At 39.2% G+C, this 19,546-nt stretch carries 14 protein-coding genes; 12 read left to right on the top strand and 2 right to left on the bottom strand.

Features of this window, described 5'->3' with window-relative positions; genetic code table 11:
- Window positions 1–41: 41 nt before the first annotated feature.
- The 8 genes from AAFF35_RS25135 (at window position 42) to AAFF35_RS25100 (ending at window position 12,503) form a co-directional block, all read left to right on the top strand.
- Window positions 42–332: a hypothetical protein gene (locus AAFF35_RS25135; RefSeq protein WP_069379789.1), complete on the top strand. Its 291-nt coding sequence runs from the start codon at window positions 42–44 to the stop codon at window positions 330–332.
- A gap of 32 nt (window positions 333–364) precedes the next feature.
- Window positions 365–655, top strand: a complete 291-nt coding sequence (locus tag AAFF35_RS25130) for a cell division protein ZapA (RefSeq protein WP_068891351.1) — start codon at window positions 365–367, stop codon at window positions 653–655.
- 312 nt (window positions 656–967) lie between these two features.
- Window positions 968–2,530, top strand: a complete 1,563-nt coding sequence (gene rny / locus AAFF35_RS25125; protein ID WP_073232482.1) for a ribonuclease Y — start codon at window positions 968–970, stop codon at window positions 2,528–2,530.
- Between the two features lie 109 nt (window positions 2,531–2,639).
- On the top strand, window positions 2,640–3,140 hold the full coding sequence (locus AAFF35_RS25120; RefSeq protein WP_342333377.1) for an Mpo1-like protein: 501 nt from the start codon (window positions 2,640–2,642) through the stop codon (window positions 3,138–3,140).
- Between the two features lie 114 nt (window positions 3,141–3,254).
- On the top strand, window positions 3,255–6,062 hold the full coding sequence (locus AAFF35_RS25115; protein ID WP_342329274.1) for a TonB-dependent receptor: 2,808 nt from the start codon (window positions 3,255–3,257) through the stop codon (window positions 6,060–6,062).
- Between the two features lie 83 nt (window positions 6,063–6,145).
- Window positions 6,146–7,513 (top strand): hypothetical protein, encoded by a 1,368-nt coding sequence (locus tag AAFF35_RS25110; protein ID WP_342329273.1) that lies wholly within the window; start codon window positions 6,146–6,148, stop codon window positions 7,511–7,513.
- A 321-nt stretch (window positions 7,514–7,834) separates the two neighbouring features.
- A complete protein-coding gene (locus AAFF35_RS25105; protein ID WP_342329272.1) occupies window positions 7,835–11,110 on the top strand; it encodes a carboxypeptidase regulatory-like domain-containing protein in 3,276 nt (1,091 codons plus the stop codon).
- Between the two features lie 169 nt (window positions 11,111–11,279).
- A complete protein-coding gene (locus AAFF35_RS25100; RefSeq protein ID WP_342329271.1) occupies window positions 11,280–12,503 on the top strand; it encodes a M57 family metalloprotease in 1,224 nt (407 codons plus the stop codon).
- A gap of 176 nt (window positions 12,504–12,679) precedes the next feature.
- Here the strand turns inward: AAFF35_RS25100 and AAFF35_RS25095 are convergent, their stop codons facing one another.
- Window positions 12,680–14,431 carry a GNAT family N-acyltransferase gene (locus AAFF35_RS25095; RefSeq protein WP_342329270.1) on the bottom strand — a complete coding sequence of 584 codons (1,752 nt, stop codon included), beginning with the start codon at window positions 14,429–14,431 and terminating at the stop codon, window positions 12,680–12,682.
- Between the two features lie 81 nt (window positions 14,432–14,512).
- Between AAFF35_RS25095 and AAFF35_RS25090 the strand changes: the two genes are divergently transcribed.
- From AAFF35_RS25090 to AAFF35_RS25080, 3 genes are all read left to right on the top strand, one after another.
- Window positions 14,513–15,430, top strand: coding sequence for a helix-hairpin-helix domain-containing protein (locus AAFF35_RS25090; protein WP_342329269.1), 918 nt, complete (start codon window positions 14,513–14,515; stop codon window positions 15,428–15,430).
- Between the two features lie 2 nt (window positions 15,431–15,432).
- Window positions 15,433–15,960, top strand: a complete 528-nt coding sequence (locus AAFF35_RS25085; protein ID WP_342329268.1) for an adenine phosphoribosyltransferase — start codon at window positions 15,433–15,435, stop codon at window positions 15,958–15,960.
- Between the two features lie 395 nt (window positions 15,961–16,355).
- On the top strand, window positions 16,356–17,099 hold the full coding sequence (locus AAFF35_RS25080) for a LuxR C-terminal-related transcriptional regulator (protein WP_342329267.1): 744 nt from the start codon (window positions 16,356–16,358) through the stop codon (window positions 17,097–17,099).
- Here the strand turns inward: AAFF35_RS25080 and AAFF35_RS25075 are convergent, their stop codons facing one another.
- Window positions 17,100–18,146, bottom strand: coding sequence for an ATP-binding protein (locus AAFF35_RS25075; RefSeq protein ID WP_342329266.1), 1,047 nt, complete (start codon window positions 18,144–18,146; stop codon window positions 17,100–17,102). It lies immediately after the preceding gene.
- Between the two features lie 198 nt (window positions 18,147–18,344).
- Here AAFF35_RS25075 and AAFF35_RS25070 point away from each other — a divergent pair, with 198 nt between their 5' ends.
- On the top strand, window positions 18,345–19,517 hold the full coding sequence (locus AAFF35_RS25070; protein WP_342329265.1) for an acyl-CoA dehydrogenase family protein: 1,173 nt from the start codon (window positions 18,345–18,347) through the stop codon (window positions 19,515–19,517).
- Window positions 19,518–19,546 lie beyond the last annotated feature (29 nt).

Raw genomic sequence — 19,546 nt, 5'->3', positions numbered from 1 at the left:
CGTTTAAAAAATATTTAGATTAGTAAACAAACTTTAATAACATGTCTTCGGTTGCCGATCAATTAAACTCCGTATTGCAGAAAACAGCTCGCATAATAGAGCTCTGTAATGCCTTACAGGAAGAAAACGATTTATTGAAGCAGGAAAATCAATCTATAAAAGTTGCGCTGGATCACTCTAAAAATAAGAATGCAGACCTGGATGAAAAGCTTAGGGTGTTGAAATTAGCAAAGAGTATTGAAGGTACAAGTGAAAAGACACTTGATATAAAGCAAAAAATTAACGATTTTGTGCGTGAAATAGATAAGTGCGTGGTCTTACTGAAGAAGTAAGGAAAACAGAAAAAGTGAAACAAAGCTAAGAAATGGGAGAAATCTCGATAAAAATAACTATTTCCGACCGTATCTATCCCTTAAAGGTAAATACAGAAGAGGAAGAAATTGTGAGGCGGGCAGCGAAGATTATTAATGAGCGCATAAAGGACTATCAGGAAAATTATGCGGTCAGGGATAAACAGGATTTGCTTTCAATGGCGGTACTGCATTATGCAACGGCAGTATTACGTGTTGAAAACAAAGTTCAGGATCAGGATACTGCTGTAGCCGAAAAGGTAGAGGAACTGGATAGTTTATTAAATGATTTTTTCTCCAAATAGGAGCGTTCTTTATATAAGTTAAGATTAGCACAATGATATAGCCGCAGCTAAATTTTTGAGTTTCACAAATTTTAAAACTTAACACTTCAATATTTATAGAATTAAGAGGGTGTATTTCATTTACATTTATGTACCTGAAAATGACTTAAATTCTAATTATAACTCGTTGAGGTTTTGAATAGTTGAGACTTATTGATTAGTTGCGGTTTTTTTATAAACATGATTTAAAGATATCCTGAGGGGGAAATGTACGCGATCATTTAAACTGCATCTGAGGGACAAAGGAAATATATAAATACAGATGAACTAAAAATGGAAATAGTAGGAATAATTGGATATGTACTTGCCGGCCTGGTGGTTGGCGTTTTAGTAGGCAGATACCTGCTGCGAGGACTGCTTAAAAAGCAGGAGATTGCGGCACAGACCAAGGTAAAAAAGATGCTCAAAGATGCAGAAAGCAAAGCTGATATTTTAAAGAAAGACAGATTGCTGGAAGCCAAAGAGAAGTTTTTACAGATGAAATCTGAGCATGAGCAGGAAGTAAATACAAAAAACAACCAGATCAACCAACGTGAAAACGCGATGAAACAGAAAGAACAATCTGTAAATCAGCGTTTGGAAAACATGAACCGTAAGGAACAGGAGCTTGACAATCATAAAAAGAACCTGGAAAAACAGACAGATGTTGCGATTAAGAAACAGGAAGAAGTAGACCTGTTGAAAAATCAACATGTGAAGCAGTTGGAAACCATCGCGGGATTAAGTGCGGAAGAAGCAAAGAATCAGCTGGTAGAAAATATGAAACAGGAAGCCCGTACTCAGGCGATGATCCAGGTAAAGGACATTGTAGATGAGGCGAAACTTACTGCCACCAAAGAAGCTAAAAAGGTCGTGATTCAGACGATACAGCGTACTGCTGTAGAAGCGGCGATTGAAAATACAGTCTCTATCTTCCATATCGAAAGTGATGAGATCAAAGGTCGTGTAATTGGTAGAGAAGGACGTAACATCCGTGCTTTAGAAGCCGCTACCGGAATTGAGATCATTGTAGATGATACCCCGGAAGCCATCATCTTGTCAGGTTTTGACCCGGTAAGAAGAGAGATTGCCCGTTTGGCATTACACCGTTTGGTAACGGATGGCAGGATTCACCCTGCACGTATCGAAGAGGTCGTAGCTAAAACTAAAAAACAAATCGAAGACGAGATCGTAGAGATTGGAGAGCGTACCGTAATTGACCTTGGAATTCATGGTTTACACCCTGAGTTGATCAGAATGGTTGGACGTATGCGTTACCGTTCTTCTTACGGACAGAACTTATTACATCACTCACGCGAGGTGGCTAACTTCTGCGCAACGATGGCTGCAGAGCTTGGCTTGAATGCTAAAATGGCGAAACGTGCAGGATTATTACACGATATAGGTAAAGTGCCTGATGATAACCCGGAATTGCCTCACGCAATCTTAGGAATGCAACTGGCAGAGAAATATAAGGAACATCCGGAAATCTGTAATGCCATTGGTGCTCACCATGACGAGATCGAGATGACTTCCATGATTTCACCAATCGTGCAGGCTTGTGATGCCATCTCCGGTGCGCGCCCAGGTGCCCGTCGTGAGGTGGTGGAAAGCTATATTAAACGATTGAAAGAACTGGAAGAACTGGCGCTTTCTTATCCTGGTGTAGAGAAAACCTTTGCGATTCAGGCAGGTAGAGAGCTAAGGGTAGTGGTAGAGAGTGAAAGGGTAACCGATCAGCAGGCAGAACTATTGGCAGCTGACATCTCTAACCGTATTCAGACAGAAATGACCTATCCTGGTCAGATCAAAGTAACAGTAATCAGGGAAACCAGATCTGTTTCTTTTGCAAAATAAAATATAAAGGTGAATTTTGCCTGAAAGCGATAGATAATTCTATCGCTTTCTTTATTTTTACCGGATTCCTGTTCTTTCGTGAGCAGAGACAACAAAAAGCGATATGAAGATGAAACCAGTAGAGAAAAGCGCGGTAGATGTTCTTTTTGACAAGTATGCAGAAAGCCATCAAAATCATTCCAATGAACTGATCCATTGGGTATGTGTTCCATTAATTGTTTTTAGCTTACTGGGATTGGTTTGGGCCATCCCCTTTCCTCATCTTGCCTTCCTTGGGAAGTACAACGGCTACCTGAACTGGGCTTCGTTCCTGATCGCTTTCTCGGTTTATTACTATTATAAACTTTCTCCGGTCATGTCTTATCTGATGCTCTTGCTGATTTTCGTGATGTCTATGGGAATTGTACAGCTTGAAAAGTGGCAACTGGCTGGCGGACCGGCATTATGGCTGGTTTGTGCGGTGATTTTTGTAGCCGCCTGGATCGGACAATTTATCGGTCATAAAATCGAAGGAAAGAAACCTTCATTTTTAGAAGATGTTAAGTTTTTGTTAATCGGCCCTATTTGGTTATTGCACTTTATATGCCGAAAAGTGGGCTTAAAATATTGAGCCAAACCCCATTTAATATTAGGTTAACATTGTGATAAAGGAATGGTAATGTCTGAGTAACATAGGGCTAACATTGTGGTAATAGCTTTGCCTGAAATAAAAAACAGGGAAAAATTGAAATCACAACTAAATCTCAAAAAGGCATTAATTACAGTTTTATTCGTAATTATTGGCGTAACCGTATTTGCTCAAACCGGCAAAATTTCTGGTAAAGTATCTGATAAGAAAACTGGTGAAACACTGATTGGTGTTACGGTTAAGATTAAAGGTACAGCCAAAGGCATGTCTACCGATGTGGAGGGTAGATACATCATTGGAGGACTAACTCCTGGCAAGTACACTTTGGAAGCATCTTATGTTGGTTATTCTACTAAGAATATAACGGAAGTTGAAGTGAAGAACAATTCTTCAGCTCCGGTTGATATTGTAATGGAAGAATCCGGCTCTCAAAAGCTAAATGAAGTCGTGATTACGGCTACTGTAAAACAAGAGTCCGTTAATACTTTATATAACCGACAAAGAACAAACGTTAGTATTTCTGATGGTATATCAGCTGATCAGATCAGACGTTCCCCGGATAGAAATACATCCGAGGTTCTGAAGCGTGTAAGTGGAACTAGTATCCAGGATAATAAATTCATTATTGTAAGGGGATTAAGTGACAGGTACAATGCTACTTTATTGAATAATGCTATTCTGCCAAGTTCTGAGCCTGATAGAAAAGCATTTTCATTCGATATCATACCTTCTAACATGGTGGATAATATCGTCATTAACAAAACGGCTTCTCCGGATCTTCCTGGTGACTTCTCGGGAGGTGTGGTGCAGGTTTTAACAAAAGATATTCCTTCTGAAAACTATATTTTTGTGTCTGCTGGAGCAGGTTATAATTCGCAATCTACTTTCAAAGATTTTCTTTTAGGAGATAAATCAGGTGTAGAGAACTTTGGATATGTAAATAGCAGCAGAAACATACCTAAGGGAATCGTTTCCACCAGCAGATATCAGCAGTTGTCTGATCGTGATAAAATTGCCTCAGGTAAACTTTTTCTAAATTCATTCAACGTTAATCATCATAATTCGGCTTCTCCTTCGCAAGCCTATCAGTTAAGTACAGGGTTGCGTAAGACACTGAAGAATGAAGCAAGTATCGGTGCAATTCTATCGCTTAACTATAGAAGCGGAGAAAGCATGACTAAAAGTGAAAGATTTGAATACAATCAGGATAAGACTGAATATGATTTCAATGACAACACTTATAAATTTAGTTCTTCTGTTGGTGCGCTGGCAAATATCGCCTATATCAAGGGAAATAATAAGATCGCATTCAAGAACATTTACAATATCTCGTTAGACAATATGTATACTGAGCGTGAAGGTTCTCTGATCATCGATAAAATTCAACGAAAAGGATATTCATTTGATTTGGTAAGCAAATCATTATTGAATAGCCAATTGGAAGGTGAGCATAAATTATCATGGAAAGACTTGAAGATCAACTGGAATTTAGGATATTCTTATTCTGACCGTCTGCAACCGGATCTTAAATCAGTCAACTACGATTTGAAGGAGGGAGAAACTACGTATCAGGCAGTCGTACCTAATGGAACTGCATCCAGAACTGATGCCAGCCGTTTCTTCTCAGACTTATTTGAAGATAGTTATAATGGAGGCCTAAACGTAACCTTACCTTTCATGTTTCTGAAAGAGAAAAGTGCATTAAAAGTAGGTGCATTAAAACAATATAAGGTCAGAGATTTCAGCGCACGTAAATTTGGTTACATCAAATCTTTTTCTACCGGAGAGTTTAATCAAAACCTGCTTAGTTTACCGGTTAATCAGATCTTCAGCCAAAATAACCTTAATGATAACGGATTTATTCTTGATGAGGGAACTGAAGCGACAGATAGATATGATGCAACCTCGGATCTGAACGCTGGTTATGTCATGTTGGATACCCGTTTCGGGAAAAAATTCCGTGTTTCCTTTGGAGCAAGAGTAGAAGATTCTTACCAACATATTAATACCGCCGACAACTCAGGTAATAAATTGAAAGTAACCAACCAGTTCCTGGACATTCTTCCTTCATTGAATGCTACCTATAACGTATCTGAGCAATCTAACCTTCGTTTCTCTGTGTCGAATACAGTTACACGTCCGGAACTAAGAGAGCTTTCTAACTTTGGATTTTTTGATTATATCTCTAAAAGAGTTTTGATCGGTAATCCGGATTTAAAGAGAAGTCAAAATACAAATATCGATATCAAGTATGAGTTATTTCCAGGAGCAGGGCAGGTTGTTTCAGTCTCTGGTTATTACAAATATTTCAAGAATCCTATTGAGCAGGTGGTTTCATCCGGAAGTGTGAAAAATGTAACCTTCCAGAATGCAAATTCAGCTACTACATATGGTGTGGAATTAGAAGTACGAAAGAACCTGGGCTTCATTCAGGAAGGAAGTTTCCTTCAGAATTTAACGGCATATGCCAATTCAGCGCTTATATTTTCTACAGTTAATCTGAATAGCCTGGTTTCTGAGATTACAAACAGAGCATTACAAGGACAATCTCCTTACTTAATTAATGCTGGACTATTGTATAATGATCCTATTACCAACTTATCTTTTAATGTTCTTTATAACCGAATTGGTGAACGTATCTCGGAAGTAGGATATCAAGGGTATAGTGACATTTATGAAAAGGGAAGAAATATGGTGGATTTTCAGATTTCTAAAAAAATCATGAAAACCAGAGGAGAGCTTAGATTAAACCTTTCTGACATACTGAACGAGAAGATCATGTTCTATCAGAATACTGATAATAATAAAACCTATCAAAAGGGAGATAACATTATGAATACTGCCCGTGTAGGATACGGAGCTAATTTAACCTTCACTTATAACTTTGGATTGAATAAAAAATAATCGACCTGTTAACATTCAGGTAATGTATTGATCATCAAATCTTAAACATAGCTTAATCTATTGGCAATGTTAAGCTGATATTTTTGAACAAAACTTATATAGCAAACAAGACAATGAAAACACAAAGACTGTCAATTCTTTTTTTAGCAGCAGCAATGGCTTTTGCATCCTGCAGAAAATCTGATAATAATGATAATGGCGAATTACCTGCAAAAACTCCTGAATCAATCACAGGTGATATCACAGCCAGCAAGACCTTAACATCAGATAGACAATGGATATTAGATGGAACTGTATTTGTAAGAAGCGGTGCAATCTTAACTGTTGAACCAGGTACGGTGATCAGAGCAAAAGTAGGAACTAAAGCAGCGCTTGTAATCGACAAGGGCGCCAAGCTAATGGCTGATGGTACTGCCGCTAAACCTATCGTTTTTACTTCCGGTAAAGAGGCAGGTAGCAGAACTCCGGGTGATTGGGGTGGAATTATCTTAGTAGGTCGCGCAACGACAAACAGAACAACTCCTGTGCCTGTAGAAGGTGGAGTAGCGCTTACTTATGGTACAGATAAAATTGATGATGATAACTCAGGAACATTGAGATATGTACGTATTGAATACGCTGGTATCGGTGTTAATGATAGTGAAATAAACGCTTTAACATTTTATGCAGTTGGTAACAAGACCATCATCGAAAATGTTCAAACAGTTTATGCTAACGATGATGCTTTCGAATTCTTTGGTGGTACTGTTAATTGCAAAAATTTAGTTGCTTATGGTACTGCGGATGATGATTTCGATTTTGATTTTGGATTCAATGGTAGCGTGCAGTTTGCTGTTTCAATCAGAGACCCGAAATTTGTTGATGCTGCTGATGATGGTAATGGTATCGAGTGTGATAATGATAAAGATGGTACAGATGCTGCCCCTATCACCATGCCTAGATTATCTAACCTTACCTTAGTTGGTCCTAATAATGCTGCCAACACTGCTGCAAGACATGCCTATGGAAACCGTTGGAGAAGAGGTGCTAAGTTTATCTTTAACAACTCCATCATTCTTGGAGCGCAAAAAGGAGGATTAAATATCGAATCGGATAAATCAGCGACTTTTTACAAAAATGGCGATTCACAGTTTAAAAATAACATCGTAGCTGCTTATACAGCTCCTTTCCTTACAAATGCTAATGCATTGATTCTTACTGCTGCTGACATGCAGGCTAAAGTATTATTGGATGGAGGCGTTGTTTTTGCTGATGGAAATACAAGTGTTAAATTAACTAACCCGTTCTCATTGACTGCTCCTGATTTCTTACCTGCTGCTGGTTCACCGGCATTGAGCGGAACATGGGCAGCTACAACTGGTGCTACTGCAGTTACTTACCGTGGTGCTTTTGGTAATACTGACTGGACTAAAGGTTGGACTAACTGGGATGCTCAGAACACAAAATACTAATTACATTTATATATAACAGAAAAAGCCGGTAAGCTATAGCTTACCGGCTTTTTCTGTTATATATAGCTTTCTGCATTTTATTGGGATTTGTTTTTAACGCTTAACATAATCATAACATCAGATTAACCTGATGCACAGAGGTTTTACTTTTTTTACTTGTCGGCCTTTTTTTTTCGTCGGCTAAAATGAATATGGGGAGCCGGATTTTAATCCCGTTTTAATCTGGTTTTAATCCCATATTAATTCCATATGGTATTCATGTTAATTTAATATTAACTTCATTTTGCTGCTATAGTTTTGAATAAAAATTATAGGGAACAAATGAAAAAACAACTCAACAATTATTGCTCGTACTTGCTTATGGTATTGCTACTCTTTATAGGAGCTGATTCCATGGCACAGGTAACCACCTCAAGCATTAGCGGAAAGATTAGGGATGCCAAAGGGGAAGGGATTCCTGGCGCAAGTGTATTGATTGTACACCAACCCACCGGTACTAAATATGGTGTGGTAACAGGCGGCGATGGATCTTATCGGGTAAATAACTTAAACCCGGGTGGACCTTACAAAATTACAGTAAGTTATATTGGATATAGTAAACAGGAAAGGATTCAGGCCAGTCTAAATCTTGGAGTAGATCAGCGACAGGATTTTGTATTGGCTGATGAAGGTCAGTTGCTCAGCGAAGTCATCGTTTCGGGTACACGGGGAGGACAGAAGACTGGAACAGGTACAAAGATCGGGGAGGAGCAAATTAAGACCCTTCCGACCGTAAGCAGAAGCCTGACAGACCTGACCCGTTTAACGCCACAGGGAAGCAAAGACAATTCCTTTGTAGGAACGAACTTCCGGTATAATAACGTAACGATAGATGGAGCAATCAATAATGATGCAATCGGTTTTAGTCCTTCCTTAGGTGGACAAAGTGGTAGTTCAGGCATGCCTGGAAGTAGTACCAGAACTAATCCTGTTTCTTTAGATGCTATTCAGGATGTACAGGTTCTGCTGGCACCATACGATGTGAAGATTGGCAACTTTACGGGTGGCAGTGTGAATGCCGTTACACGATCAGGAACTAATGAGGTTACAGGTTCGGTATATGGATATGGACGTAACGCAGCGCTGATAGGCAGGAACAAGATTGGCGACAATTCTAAAGAACCTTCATCGTTTCATGATTATCAAACAGGAGTAAGGCTTGGCTTTCCCATCATCAAAGATAAGTTGTTCTTTTTTACGAATGAAGAGCTTACCCGCCGGCAAGATCCGGTAATTTTAGGTGCAGGGTCCAAAGATATGAAGATCATCACCGCTGATGAAGCGACTGCAATTACAAATAACATGATCAATAAATATGGTATTGATCCGGGCTCGTCAGGGGATTATAACATTTATGCTAAATCAAATAAGTTCTTTAACCGCCTGGATTGGAATATCGATGATCATAACCAATTGACGATCCGAAATAACACAATAAAGTCTACCGCAACAAATCTGGAGCGCGATCAGGCCAACTTCAGGTTTGGTGGAATTGATTTTAAACAAACAAATAACCAGAATTCTACTGTTGCCGAACTAAAAAGCGGACTTTCCAATACGGCTTCTAATAGCCTGGTGATTGGCTATTCCAGTATTCATGATTTTAGAGACCCCACAAGTAATCCTGCCTTGCCACAGATTGAAATTAGTTCCCGTGGAGGAACGATTTTTCTCGGAACAGACCGGGAGGCGAGTATCTTTAATATGAAACAAAAGACTTTCGAGTTTACGGACAACTTTACCTTTACTAAGGGGAAGCATACTTTTACTTTTGGTACGCATAATGAGCTTTATAACATTACTTACGGTTTTGTAAATGCCTGGAATGGTCGTGTGGCTTATGGGAGTGTGAACGATTTCTTAAATAACCTTCCAAGTCGTGTACGGACGAATTACAATTATGCCGACAATACAAGGGATAATATTTTAAATAATCCTCCTGCAGAATTTAAATTGAATATGTACAGTTTATACGGAGAAGATCAGTTTCAGTTGACTGACCGTTTCAAGCTGACTTACGGTGTTCGGTTTGACCTTGCTGATTTGACGAATAAACAGCCCTTAAGTGACAAGACGACTAATGCACCTGTTGATCCAAATTATGGCAATACTTTTAACTATACATTACCAAAAAACATTAAGAATGACTTCTTAGGTCAGGTTCAGGTATCCCCGAGAATTGGGTTTAACTATGACATTAATGGCGATCAAACAATGGTGCTAAGGGGAGGAAGTGGTTTATTCACAGGAAGAGTTCCCTTTGCCTGGTTAGGTTATGCTTATTACAACAATGGAGTCACTTATGGGGCTTTTGATAAAAAGTATAACTATGATCCCGCCAAGCCACCACTTGTTTCACAGGTAGCGGGTAGCGATCCAATTAGGGATGCACTCAATGGTAACGGAGAAGCCGGCTATGTTTCAAAACAAGGGGTCAATGTGAATGATGCCAATGGTGCTACACAGGTCGACTTAATCGATAACAACTTTAAAATGCCTAAAACCTGGCGGACCAGTCTGGCATTCGACTATAAAACAGATGATCAATGGAAATTTACAGTAGAAGGGATTTATACTAAGGTAATTCATGACCTGAAATTCCAACAGGTGAATTTTACGGACAATCCGACTTATTATGTATATGATACGGAAAAACAACAACCTATTTACCCGAATACCAACAATAAGATCAACTCAAAATATAGTAATGCTTATTTGTTGTCTAATACCAGTCAGGGGTATCGTTATAGTTTGACCGGACAAGTGAGTAAATCATTTCCTTTTGGGCTGGATGTGATGGCTGCTTATACCTACGGACAATCTAAGGATTTGACCAATGGAATCAGGAATTCTATGGAGTCTAACTGGCAGTTGAACCAGTCTTTAAATCCGAATAACCCGGGGCTTGCATATTCTAATTTTGATATCAGAAACAGGATTGTATCTACGGTGAACTTTAAACATGCCTGGGATCAGAACAATAGATATATCGCCAACTTTTCCCTGTTCTTCAGTGCACAATCAGGATCTCCTTATTCTTATGGCTTCCTGAACACCACCATCAATGGCACAGGGCAAAATGTGAGTCTGGTATATGTTCCGAAAGCTGGAGAAACACCTCAGTTCTTTGCGAAAACTCCCGAAGGGATAAAACAGGCAGCAGCATTTGATGCATTCATCGATGGAGATCGGTATCTAAAAACAAGAAGAGGTAATTTCACTGAGCGTAACGGAGCTCGTACACCTTGGAATGTTCAGGCAGATTTTCGCTTCTCTCAGGACCTGATTGTTTCAGAGAATGGAAGCCGTAAGCATACCTTGACTTTTACCTATGATATTGTTAACCTGACCAATTTGTTGAATAAAAATTGGGGAGTGCAGTATTTTTCTCCTAATACTTACAACTCTATGGCTAGTGTAGGGTTGAAGCCGGGAGCTGCAGGTTCTGCAAGTACTTATCCAACATATACCTTCGACCAGAACAATACAAGTACTTATTCAAAGGATTTCTTTGCCTCTAGATATCAGATGCAGTTTGGTTTAAGATATAGTTTCTAAAGGCCTGTTTTTTTTGAATGATAAAAAGCGGATAATAAAAGGTAAATTACTGAGTTTTTAAAATAATGGATCTGATGTTTATCGGATCCATTATTTTTTTGAGGCATTAATTAATATTTAATTAATGTATTGTTTATGGTGTAGTGTTATTTTTAGTAAAATTAACGCTATGAAAAACCTAAAATCTAATAATTTCTCCTATGGGAAATTATTCTATCTGATCTTACTTTCAGTCTTAATCACCTCTTCTTGTAAAAAAGAATCAGCTGATCCAAACGCCAATAATCCTCAAAAAGATGAAAAGCTCTATAATGCCTTACTTATGAATGGCATTAAAGCTGAACACATTAAAGAAAGCGCTGAGTATTATTTAGTGGAAGGAGATATGTTGTTTAAGAAACACAAAACCGACATTAATAAAGTTAATGACTATTTTATATCGAAAAACAATTCGATAGTATTGCCAGAGGCCAGTTCTTCAAGTACTGGAGCAAAAGGAAAGTTGTCGGTTTTGCAAGGAAATCAACTATCACAATGGCGGTCAACAAATTATATTTCCTCTATAAAAGTTGAAAATATAAGGGTCTATTATGATTATCCCTCCGGCTTTAATTCTTTATGGGGATCGGCATGGATTACAGCATTGAAAAACTGGGAGAATATTCCTGATTGTAAAATTAGCTTTTATAACGACTATCAACCAGCCCCCTTAAATGCTGAAAATTCTATTACTATTGTCGCCGGAATTGATGGCCTGCCAGCATACGCTGCTGCAGAATTCCCGAATAGTGATTTTTCAGCAGGTTACAGAATTCGTATTAATACAACGAGTTTAACAGCTTCTTTATCTGAATCACAAAAGGTCTTTTTACTAACTCATGAGCTTGGTCACTGTTTAGGATTCAGGCATACTAACTGGAGCAGTGATGGGGAATCACAGCTTCCATATGGTAGTGTTCTTATACCTGGAACCCCCTCTTCGGATGCTTCGTCAATTATGAATTCCGCAAGTGCTTTTTCTGGTGTGCCCAACTGGTCATCATTCTCAACATTTGATATTGTTGCAGCCAAAACCTTGTATCCTTATACCACATATGATAAATGGATAAATGATGTGGGTTATTTTGTAATATACAATAACGACATCCCTCCAGTAATACAGTGGAATACAAGTTTGGTTAGTACAGGAACGGTTTCAATAGAATTATTGCAGTTTGGGCAGAGCAAAGGTCTTATTGCTCAAAATATTCCTAATAATGGATCTTATAGTGTAGATTATTCGTCTCGCGTTGAAGGTGGATTTACAAAAAAAGGGGTACAGCTTAAGATAATTTCTGATAGCAATCCAGCAATTAATGATTTGACTAAAATGTTCTATTTCTCGCAGGATTAGAGTAGCTACCTGTAGGGCCAAAACGCTAAATGTTAAGAATGTTTATCGTAATGGACAATTAACAAGCCCTTAACATACTGACATTACCTTTGCGTCATAAATATTTGGTTAGTATTTATAAGTTTAGGTTTAGTTGATAACAAAGAGCCACGATGGATGTCGTGGCTCTTTGCTTTTTAGAAATTCTTACCAATTTTCTCCAGCATTTCTGAAGGGATATTCTGCATATCCACCACCAGGAATCCATCGAGGCAATCGGAGAACTTAGGATCTATATTGAAACAAATGATCTTCGCGTTTAGGTTCATATACTGTCTTAACAATACCGGAATTTTAATATGCGAGTTTTCAATATCTGAGATCAAGCTGTCCAAGTCTTTTAAAGACTCGCTGCTTTCAATCAAAAGGTTTTTATCTATGGCAGACAGATCTGCTTTAAATTTGTTCTTAGGCTTCACATAAGCCGCCAGTTCATAGTCAAAGTGATTCTTGGTAATATAATCTACAATAAGTGATTTGGAGAACTTAGAGAAGTTATTACTGATGCTTACCGGACCAAACATGTAACGGTACTGCGGATTGTCCAGTAAATATTTTAGAATTCCTTTCCACAGTAAAAAGAGTGGCAGAGGTTTCAGCTGGTATTCCTTGCGGATCCAGGACCTGCCCAGTTCTATTCCTTTTCTCAGCAAAGGATAAAAAGGCTCTTTAATTTTGAAGAGCTCCGAAAGGTAAAAACCTCTTCTGCCCATCGTATTTAGAATCTCATCTCCTTTACCGATCCGGTAGGCACCTACAATGTTCTGCTGGTCCTTGTCCCAGATGAACAAGTGGTGGTAGTAGATATCGTAATTGTCCAGATCGATTTTCTTATTCGTTCCTTCGCCGACTTCTCTAAAGGTGATTTCGCGTAAACGGCCAATCTCTCTTAGGATATTTGGAATGATGGCAGTTGGAGTGATGTATACCTCATAGTTCTTCTCCTGCCATACCCTGAAGCTCTCCAGGTCCTCAATTTCCGCTACGATCAGTGAACGCTCAGTTTCTTCAATAACAGGTTCTGGCTTTTTCTTGATCTTGAAGAGGTTGATGGGGTTGAATAATTTCTTTTCCTCATCAAGGCCTGTTCCTAATGCATAGGTGCGGGCGCGTAAGAAATCAAGTAATTTATTGGTGTTGTTTCTGTACGAGATGTCTTCAATATGAATAGGCTTACCTATTCTGACCTTAATTTTAAGCCCCTGCTTGTTCAGGAATTCTGAGGGAAGCTTAGCGGTTCTTAAGGTAGGGTGAATGAAACTAAGGATGTTAAACAGCACGCCGTTGTTGCCATGGAAATAAATAGGAACAACCGGTAGTTTTGCTCGTGCAATCAGTTTACCTACTACAGGGTGCCATAACCTGTCGGTGATTTCCTGTTTGTCCAGGCTGAAGGTCGAAACCTCACCTGCAGGGAATATCCCGATAGGGGTGCCGCTTTGAAGCAAGTCAAAAGTCGCTTTGAGTCCGCTGATGCTGGAAGTATGTTGTACATTTTCGAAGGGATTTACCGCAACGAAGAATTCACTCAGGTTGGGGATCTTTTTAAGGATAAAGTTCACCATTACCTTGGACTCCGGTCTTACTGTACATAACAGTTTTACCAGTGCCAGGCCTTCTATTCCACCGTAAGGGTGATTGGCTATCGCGATGAATCCTCCTGTCTTTGGAATACTTTTTAAATCGTCCTCATCAAAATCGATACTTACACCAATAGTTTCCAGGATTTTATCAACAAACTCTAAACCGTTAAAATGTTCATTCTGGGAAAAAACCTTGTTGATATCATTCAATTTCATCATCTCCATAAGTAAGGCGGCCAGGCCAGGCACACCTAACTTATCTATCTTAGTGGCCTTTGCAAACTCTTTGGTGGTTATGATCTTCATTTAATTTTGTTTGTGAATAATAAAGCAATTTCAAAAATAAGATTTATATTTTTAAATAACAGTAAGTAGATTAGACAGGTGATGAGAAAATGGCTAAATAACTACTTTGAATTTTCCAGAAAGGAATTTAATGGCCTGATGGTTTTGTTGATTCTCCTGGCTGTGGTTTTTGTATTTCCTACGGTTTATCAGGCATTAAGGCCTCAGGAGCTTCCCACAGCGGAAGAGCAACTGGCCGTGCTGAAATTTGCCATGGCCAATCAGCCGGAAGAACACAAGAAGCCGGAGTCCCGAATTTTTTCTGCAAAGGGTTATCCCGAAAAAAGAAAATCTGTATTGTTTTATTTTGATCCCAACGTCATTGACATCGACGACTGGCAAAAGCTGGGCTTATCGGAAAAACAGGCCCAGGCGATTTTAAATTACCGGCTGAAAGGAGGGGTGTTTCGTAAGAAAGCTGATTTACAAAAGATGTATACTATTAGTCCTCAGTTGTATCGTATGCTTGAACCTTATGTGCAAATTGCAGGAACTACTGAACAGCAGATATCACAAAGAACCGAAGTCAGCCCAGGGACGCAGGTTTCCAACCCTAAAGAATTGAAGCTGATAGAACTGAATGGAGCAGATACCCTGGAGTTGGATCAGATTAAAGGAATAGGTAAGGTCTTCGCTAGAAGGATTGTCGCTTATAGGGAAAGGATAGGTGGATTCCATAAAAAGGAACAGCTGATGGAGGTGTTTGGGATCGATTCCCTTAAGTACAATGAGGTTAAAACTCAGGTGAGTGTAGATCCAGCTAAGCTGAAAAAGATCAATATCAATACCGCAGAGCTTGCAGATTTTAAGTTCCATCCCTATATCCGTTATAAACAAGTAAATGCACTGATACAATATAGAAAACAACACGGAAATTATAGTAATATTGCCGACTTAAATAAGGTCGCCATTTTAACGCCTGAAATTATAGGGAGGCTGGCCCCTTATCTTACTTTTTAAAGATGATTGAAGAAAAAATTAAGCAGACCGTCCGCGATGTGAACGATTTCCCAAAACCGGGAATTATTTTTAAAGACATTACGCCAATCCTGAAAGATCCTAAGCTGTGTTTACAGATCGCTGAAGCTTTAGCTGCACAATTGAAAGGTATAGAGATTGATGTGGTTGCAGGAATTGAAAGCAGAGGATTCTTATTCGGACCGGCATTGGCACAGCTTTTAAATGTACCCTTTATTCCCATCCGTAAGGCCGGGAAATTGCCTTACAAAACCATACAGCAAAGTTACGATCTGGAATATGGTACTGCAACGATTGAAGTTCATGAGGATGCTTTGGTTGCCGGTCAACGGGTCCTGATCCACGATGATCTGTTGGCTACAGGAGGAACCGTTGTGGCAGCCTCCAAACTCGTGATGCAACTAGGGGCAGAGGTAGCTGCCTATTCGTTTATCATTAGTCTGGATTTTTTAAATGGGAGAACGCGATTAAGTCCTTACGCAGTTAAGGTTTGCTCGTTAGCTTCCTATTAATCTTTTTTAGAGATTTGTATGAATGCAACCCTAAACTAGTTAGGATTGCATGTTCATAAATATAGGGGGGGAGATATATTAGGAGCTAATTTTTGCAGCCTGGTAGAAGCAAAATATAAAAAGTGCTACTGCAATGACCTTTAGTATGAGAATCGAATACCGGGTCACATACGATTTGTTGACATTTTTGAGATACATTGTGATTATATTTAGAATGAATAATTTTATTTCTCCATTAATACTTTGGATAAGCTATGTTACTTTTCTATTTTGCCGTAAAATTACAGGACTACATGGGGAGTATCAACTGCGAAAACACGCAGTTTTGATTGTTTAATTTGTCGAAGACCTAATGAAACCATCATAAGCATAACGCTGAAAAAATATATATACTGATGAAAATGCAAGAGAAAGAGACTTTTGGTGATTATTCTAAGACTTTTATTACAGCTGTTCCTGCGGATCTGAAAAGTGAGGAGGCGTTGTTTTTTGATGAGCGCATACCGAAGTTTGCGGATGAAGCGGTATATATTTACTCCTTTAAGCAAAACCGGATGATCTATGCCAGTGGTTGGGAAGATGTTTTAGGATATAAAGATGATGAAATCAATATGCTGGCTATTGTCAACATGTCTGCACCGGAATTTGCCCATTTTTCTCATGAGCTGAACGATAAAGCCTTAAAATTTATTCATCATAAGACAAAGGATCTTGAAAAATATAGCTTTACTATTGAGCTGAAAAAAATCCATAAAAATGGAACGCAAGTTCCTATTTCTGCGAGGGTAGGGGTTTTCAGTTCTGAAAATGGAAAGATCGAATCGATCATTGGTCGTTTTCAGGTGAACAGAAGCCTGATCTTTGGAAAGGTGATGCGTTATGCCGCTTATGGACCGGAAAAAGAAAAGTTTGAAGAAGAGCTGAATAAAATTCTTTTTAGTTACCTGGCCATCTCTAACAAAGAAAAGGAAGCATTAGAACTGGTGGCGAAAGGCTATTCTTTTAAAGAAATTGCCCATGCGCTTAAAGTTTCCCATTCTGCAATAGAGAAAAGGATTATTCCATTGTATAAACGTTTCAATGTGAAAAGTCTGACCCATCTGGTCAGCTTTGCCTACGACAATTACATTTTACCTTAACTAAGCGCCTCCGAGATTTACAGTAATGATGTCTGACTCCGGTACACCTATCAGTCCGAGCAGGTGTTCCCAGGTATCTTCTACCTTTTCCGAAGGTTCCTCATTTCCCATTACCCAGATGATGTTCATTGCTTTAATGTGTTGGATGTTAAAAGGGCCGTAGTGAGGATTGTTGAGCAATTCGTAAAATAAAGTCGCCCTTAAAATATCCTTCTTGATGAGTCCGCCGGGATTGATGTCGTCAATTACCAGAAGAGAAGAATCATGCCATGTCCATGAACCCGGAGAGAGTGTGCTGTTGTCACTTTGTTCAAAAAACATAGACAATAACTTTGTAGCCGTTACGTAGCTGCAGCGATTGTTTCGGATGGACATTTCTGTAGCAATTCCTACGGAAAGAGAGGTCTTTCCACTGCCTTTAGAGCCGAACAGTAATAGGTGCTTTCCTCTTTCTTTACAATTTAAAAAATCACTGATCATTTTTTTGTGCTGGTCCTGCATATTGAAATTCCATTGGCTTAGCCGGAGTTGGAAAGGATAGCCGGCATTTTGCAGGTGCATCTTTGTGGAGTACCAATAATAAGAAGGGTAAAGGGATAGCAGGCATAAAATGACAAATCCGATCATGATGGGTAGAGAATAGAGACAGATCAGGCTGCAGGCGAGGGCGCCAATGCCAAAGAAACAAAGGTCGGTAAGGGTATCGAAAGTGACATTCGCCCATTCGGGGTTAAAGATATAGGTCTTTTTTCCGGAAGTTGTTTTTTTGATGGGAACGTTGAGCAGGAGTGGGCCAAGAAAGTTATACAGCTCGAACAAAATCCAGCATCCCCAGATGATCAGCGGAGACCAAACTTCCACCTGCGTCATTTCTGTTTTTGACGTTAAAATCTTATATAAGATAAAGGTGGGGATAAAACCGAGGGAAAAATGTCCGAACTGATTGGCCATCCAGGAATAGGTTAACGTTACCCCACGGTAAGCATCTTTTCCAATAAGGTCCCTTTTTATTTGTAAAAGGACATCTTTTCTGGTAATAAATCTCATGATTGCGCTTCTTTTCAGATATTTTTCAAAAATAAAATAAAAAAATAAAAAAACTTTACCGGCTCATTTGTTTTCCTTAAAAATGAAGCGGTACGGTTAATGAACTAAATACCGTTTCGTTCTATCATCAGGCGAATTTTCAACTGCTGTTGCTCTGGTTTTAAATCATTATAATTGCCCAAATTCAAACAATAAGATATGTTAGAAATGATGGATAGTTCTGTAGGATACAACTTCAGTATCTCAGAAAATCAGGAGATGATCAGGAAGATGGTAAAAGATTTTGCTGAAAAGAATATTCGTGCCAATGTAATGGAATGGGATGAAGCTCAACATTTTCCGGTTGAGATTTTTAAGAAATTAGGGGAGCTGGGATTGATGGGCGTACTGGTCCCTGAAATTTATGGTGGTTCTGGCTTTGGATATCAGGAGTATGTAGATGTGATTGTGGAAGTAGCTAAGGTTTGTGGTTCTATCGGTCTATCTCTGGCAGCACACAATTCCTTATGTACCGGTCATATTTTAGCTTTTGCGAATGAAGAACAAAAACATAGATGGTTGCCTAAATTGGCGACTGCGGAATGGATTGGTGCATGGGGGCTGACAGAGGCGAATACTGGTTCTGACGCTTTACGCATGATGACAACCGCTACACTTGATGGAGATGAATATGTGATCAATGGCGCAAAAAACTGGATTACCCATGGTAAGTCAGGCGATATTGCTGTCGTAATGGTTCGTACCGGAGAGAAAGGCAGTTCAAAAGGAATATCTGCGATCGTAGTAGAGCGCGGTACTCCTGGTTTTTCTGCCGGTAAAAAAGAGAATAAACTGGGCATGCGTGCTTCGGAGACTACAGAAATGATTTTCGACAATTGCAGGGTGCCTAAAGAAAACTTGCTTGGAAATGTTGGCGAAGGGTTTAAACAAGCGATGAAAGTATTGGATGGAGGAAGAATCTCTATTGCGGCTTTATCTTTGGGAATTGCTAAAGGTGCTTATGAAGCTGCGCTTCAGTATGCAAAAGAACGTCATCAGTTTGGACAGCCGATTGCAAACTTTCAGGGAATAAGTTTTAAACTGGCAGATATGGCAACGGAGATTGAAGCCGCAGATTTGCTGATCCGTCAGGCAGCAGATTTAAAGAATCGCGGATTACCTATGACCAAGGAATCAGCAATGGCTAAATATTTCGCATCAGAGGTTTCTGTAAGGTGTGCCACAGAGGCAGTTCAGATCTTCGGTGGGTACGGATACACTAAAGATTTTCCGGTAGAGAAGTATTACAGGGACAGTAAATTGTGTACGATTGGAGAGGGAACATCAGAAATACAAAAAATTGTGATTGCAAGGGAAGTTTTAAAAGATTAATTCGTACCTTACTATTCCAAAAAGCATAT

The sequence above is a fragment of the Pedobacter sp. FW305-3-2-15-E-R2A2 genome, assembly GCF_038446955.1.
Classification (GTDB): domain Bacteria; phylum Bacteroidota; class Bacteroidia; order Sphingobacteriales; family Sphingobacteriaceae; genus Pedobacter.
The sequence above is the reverse complement of the archived record's forward strand: the minus strand, read 5'-3'. Positions and strand labels throughout refer to the sequence as shown.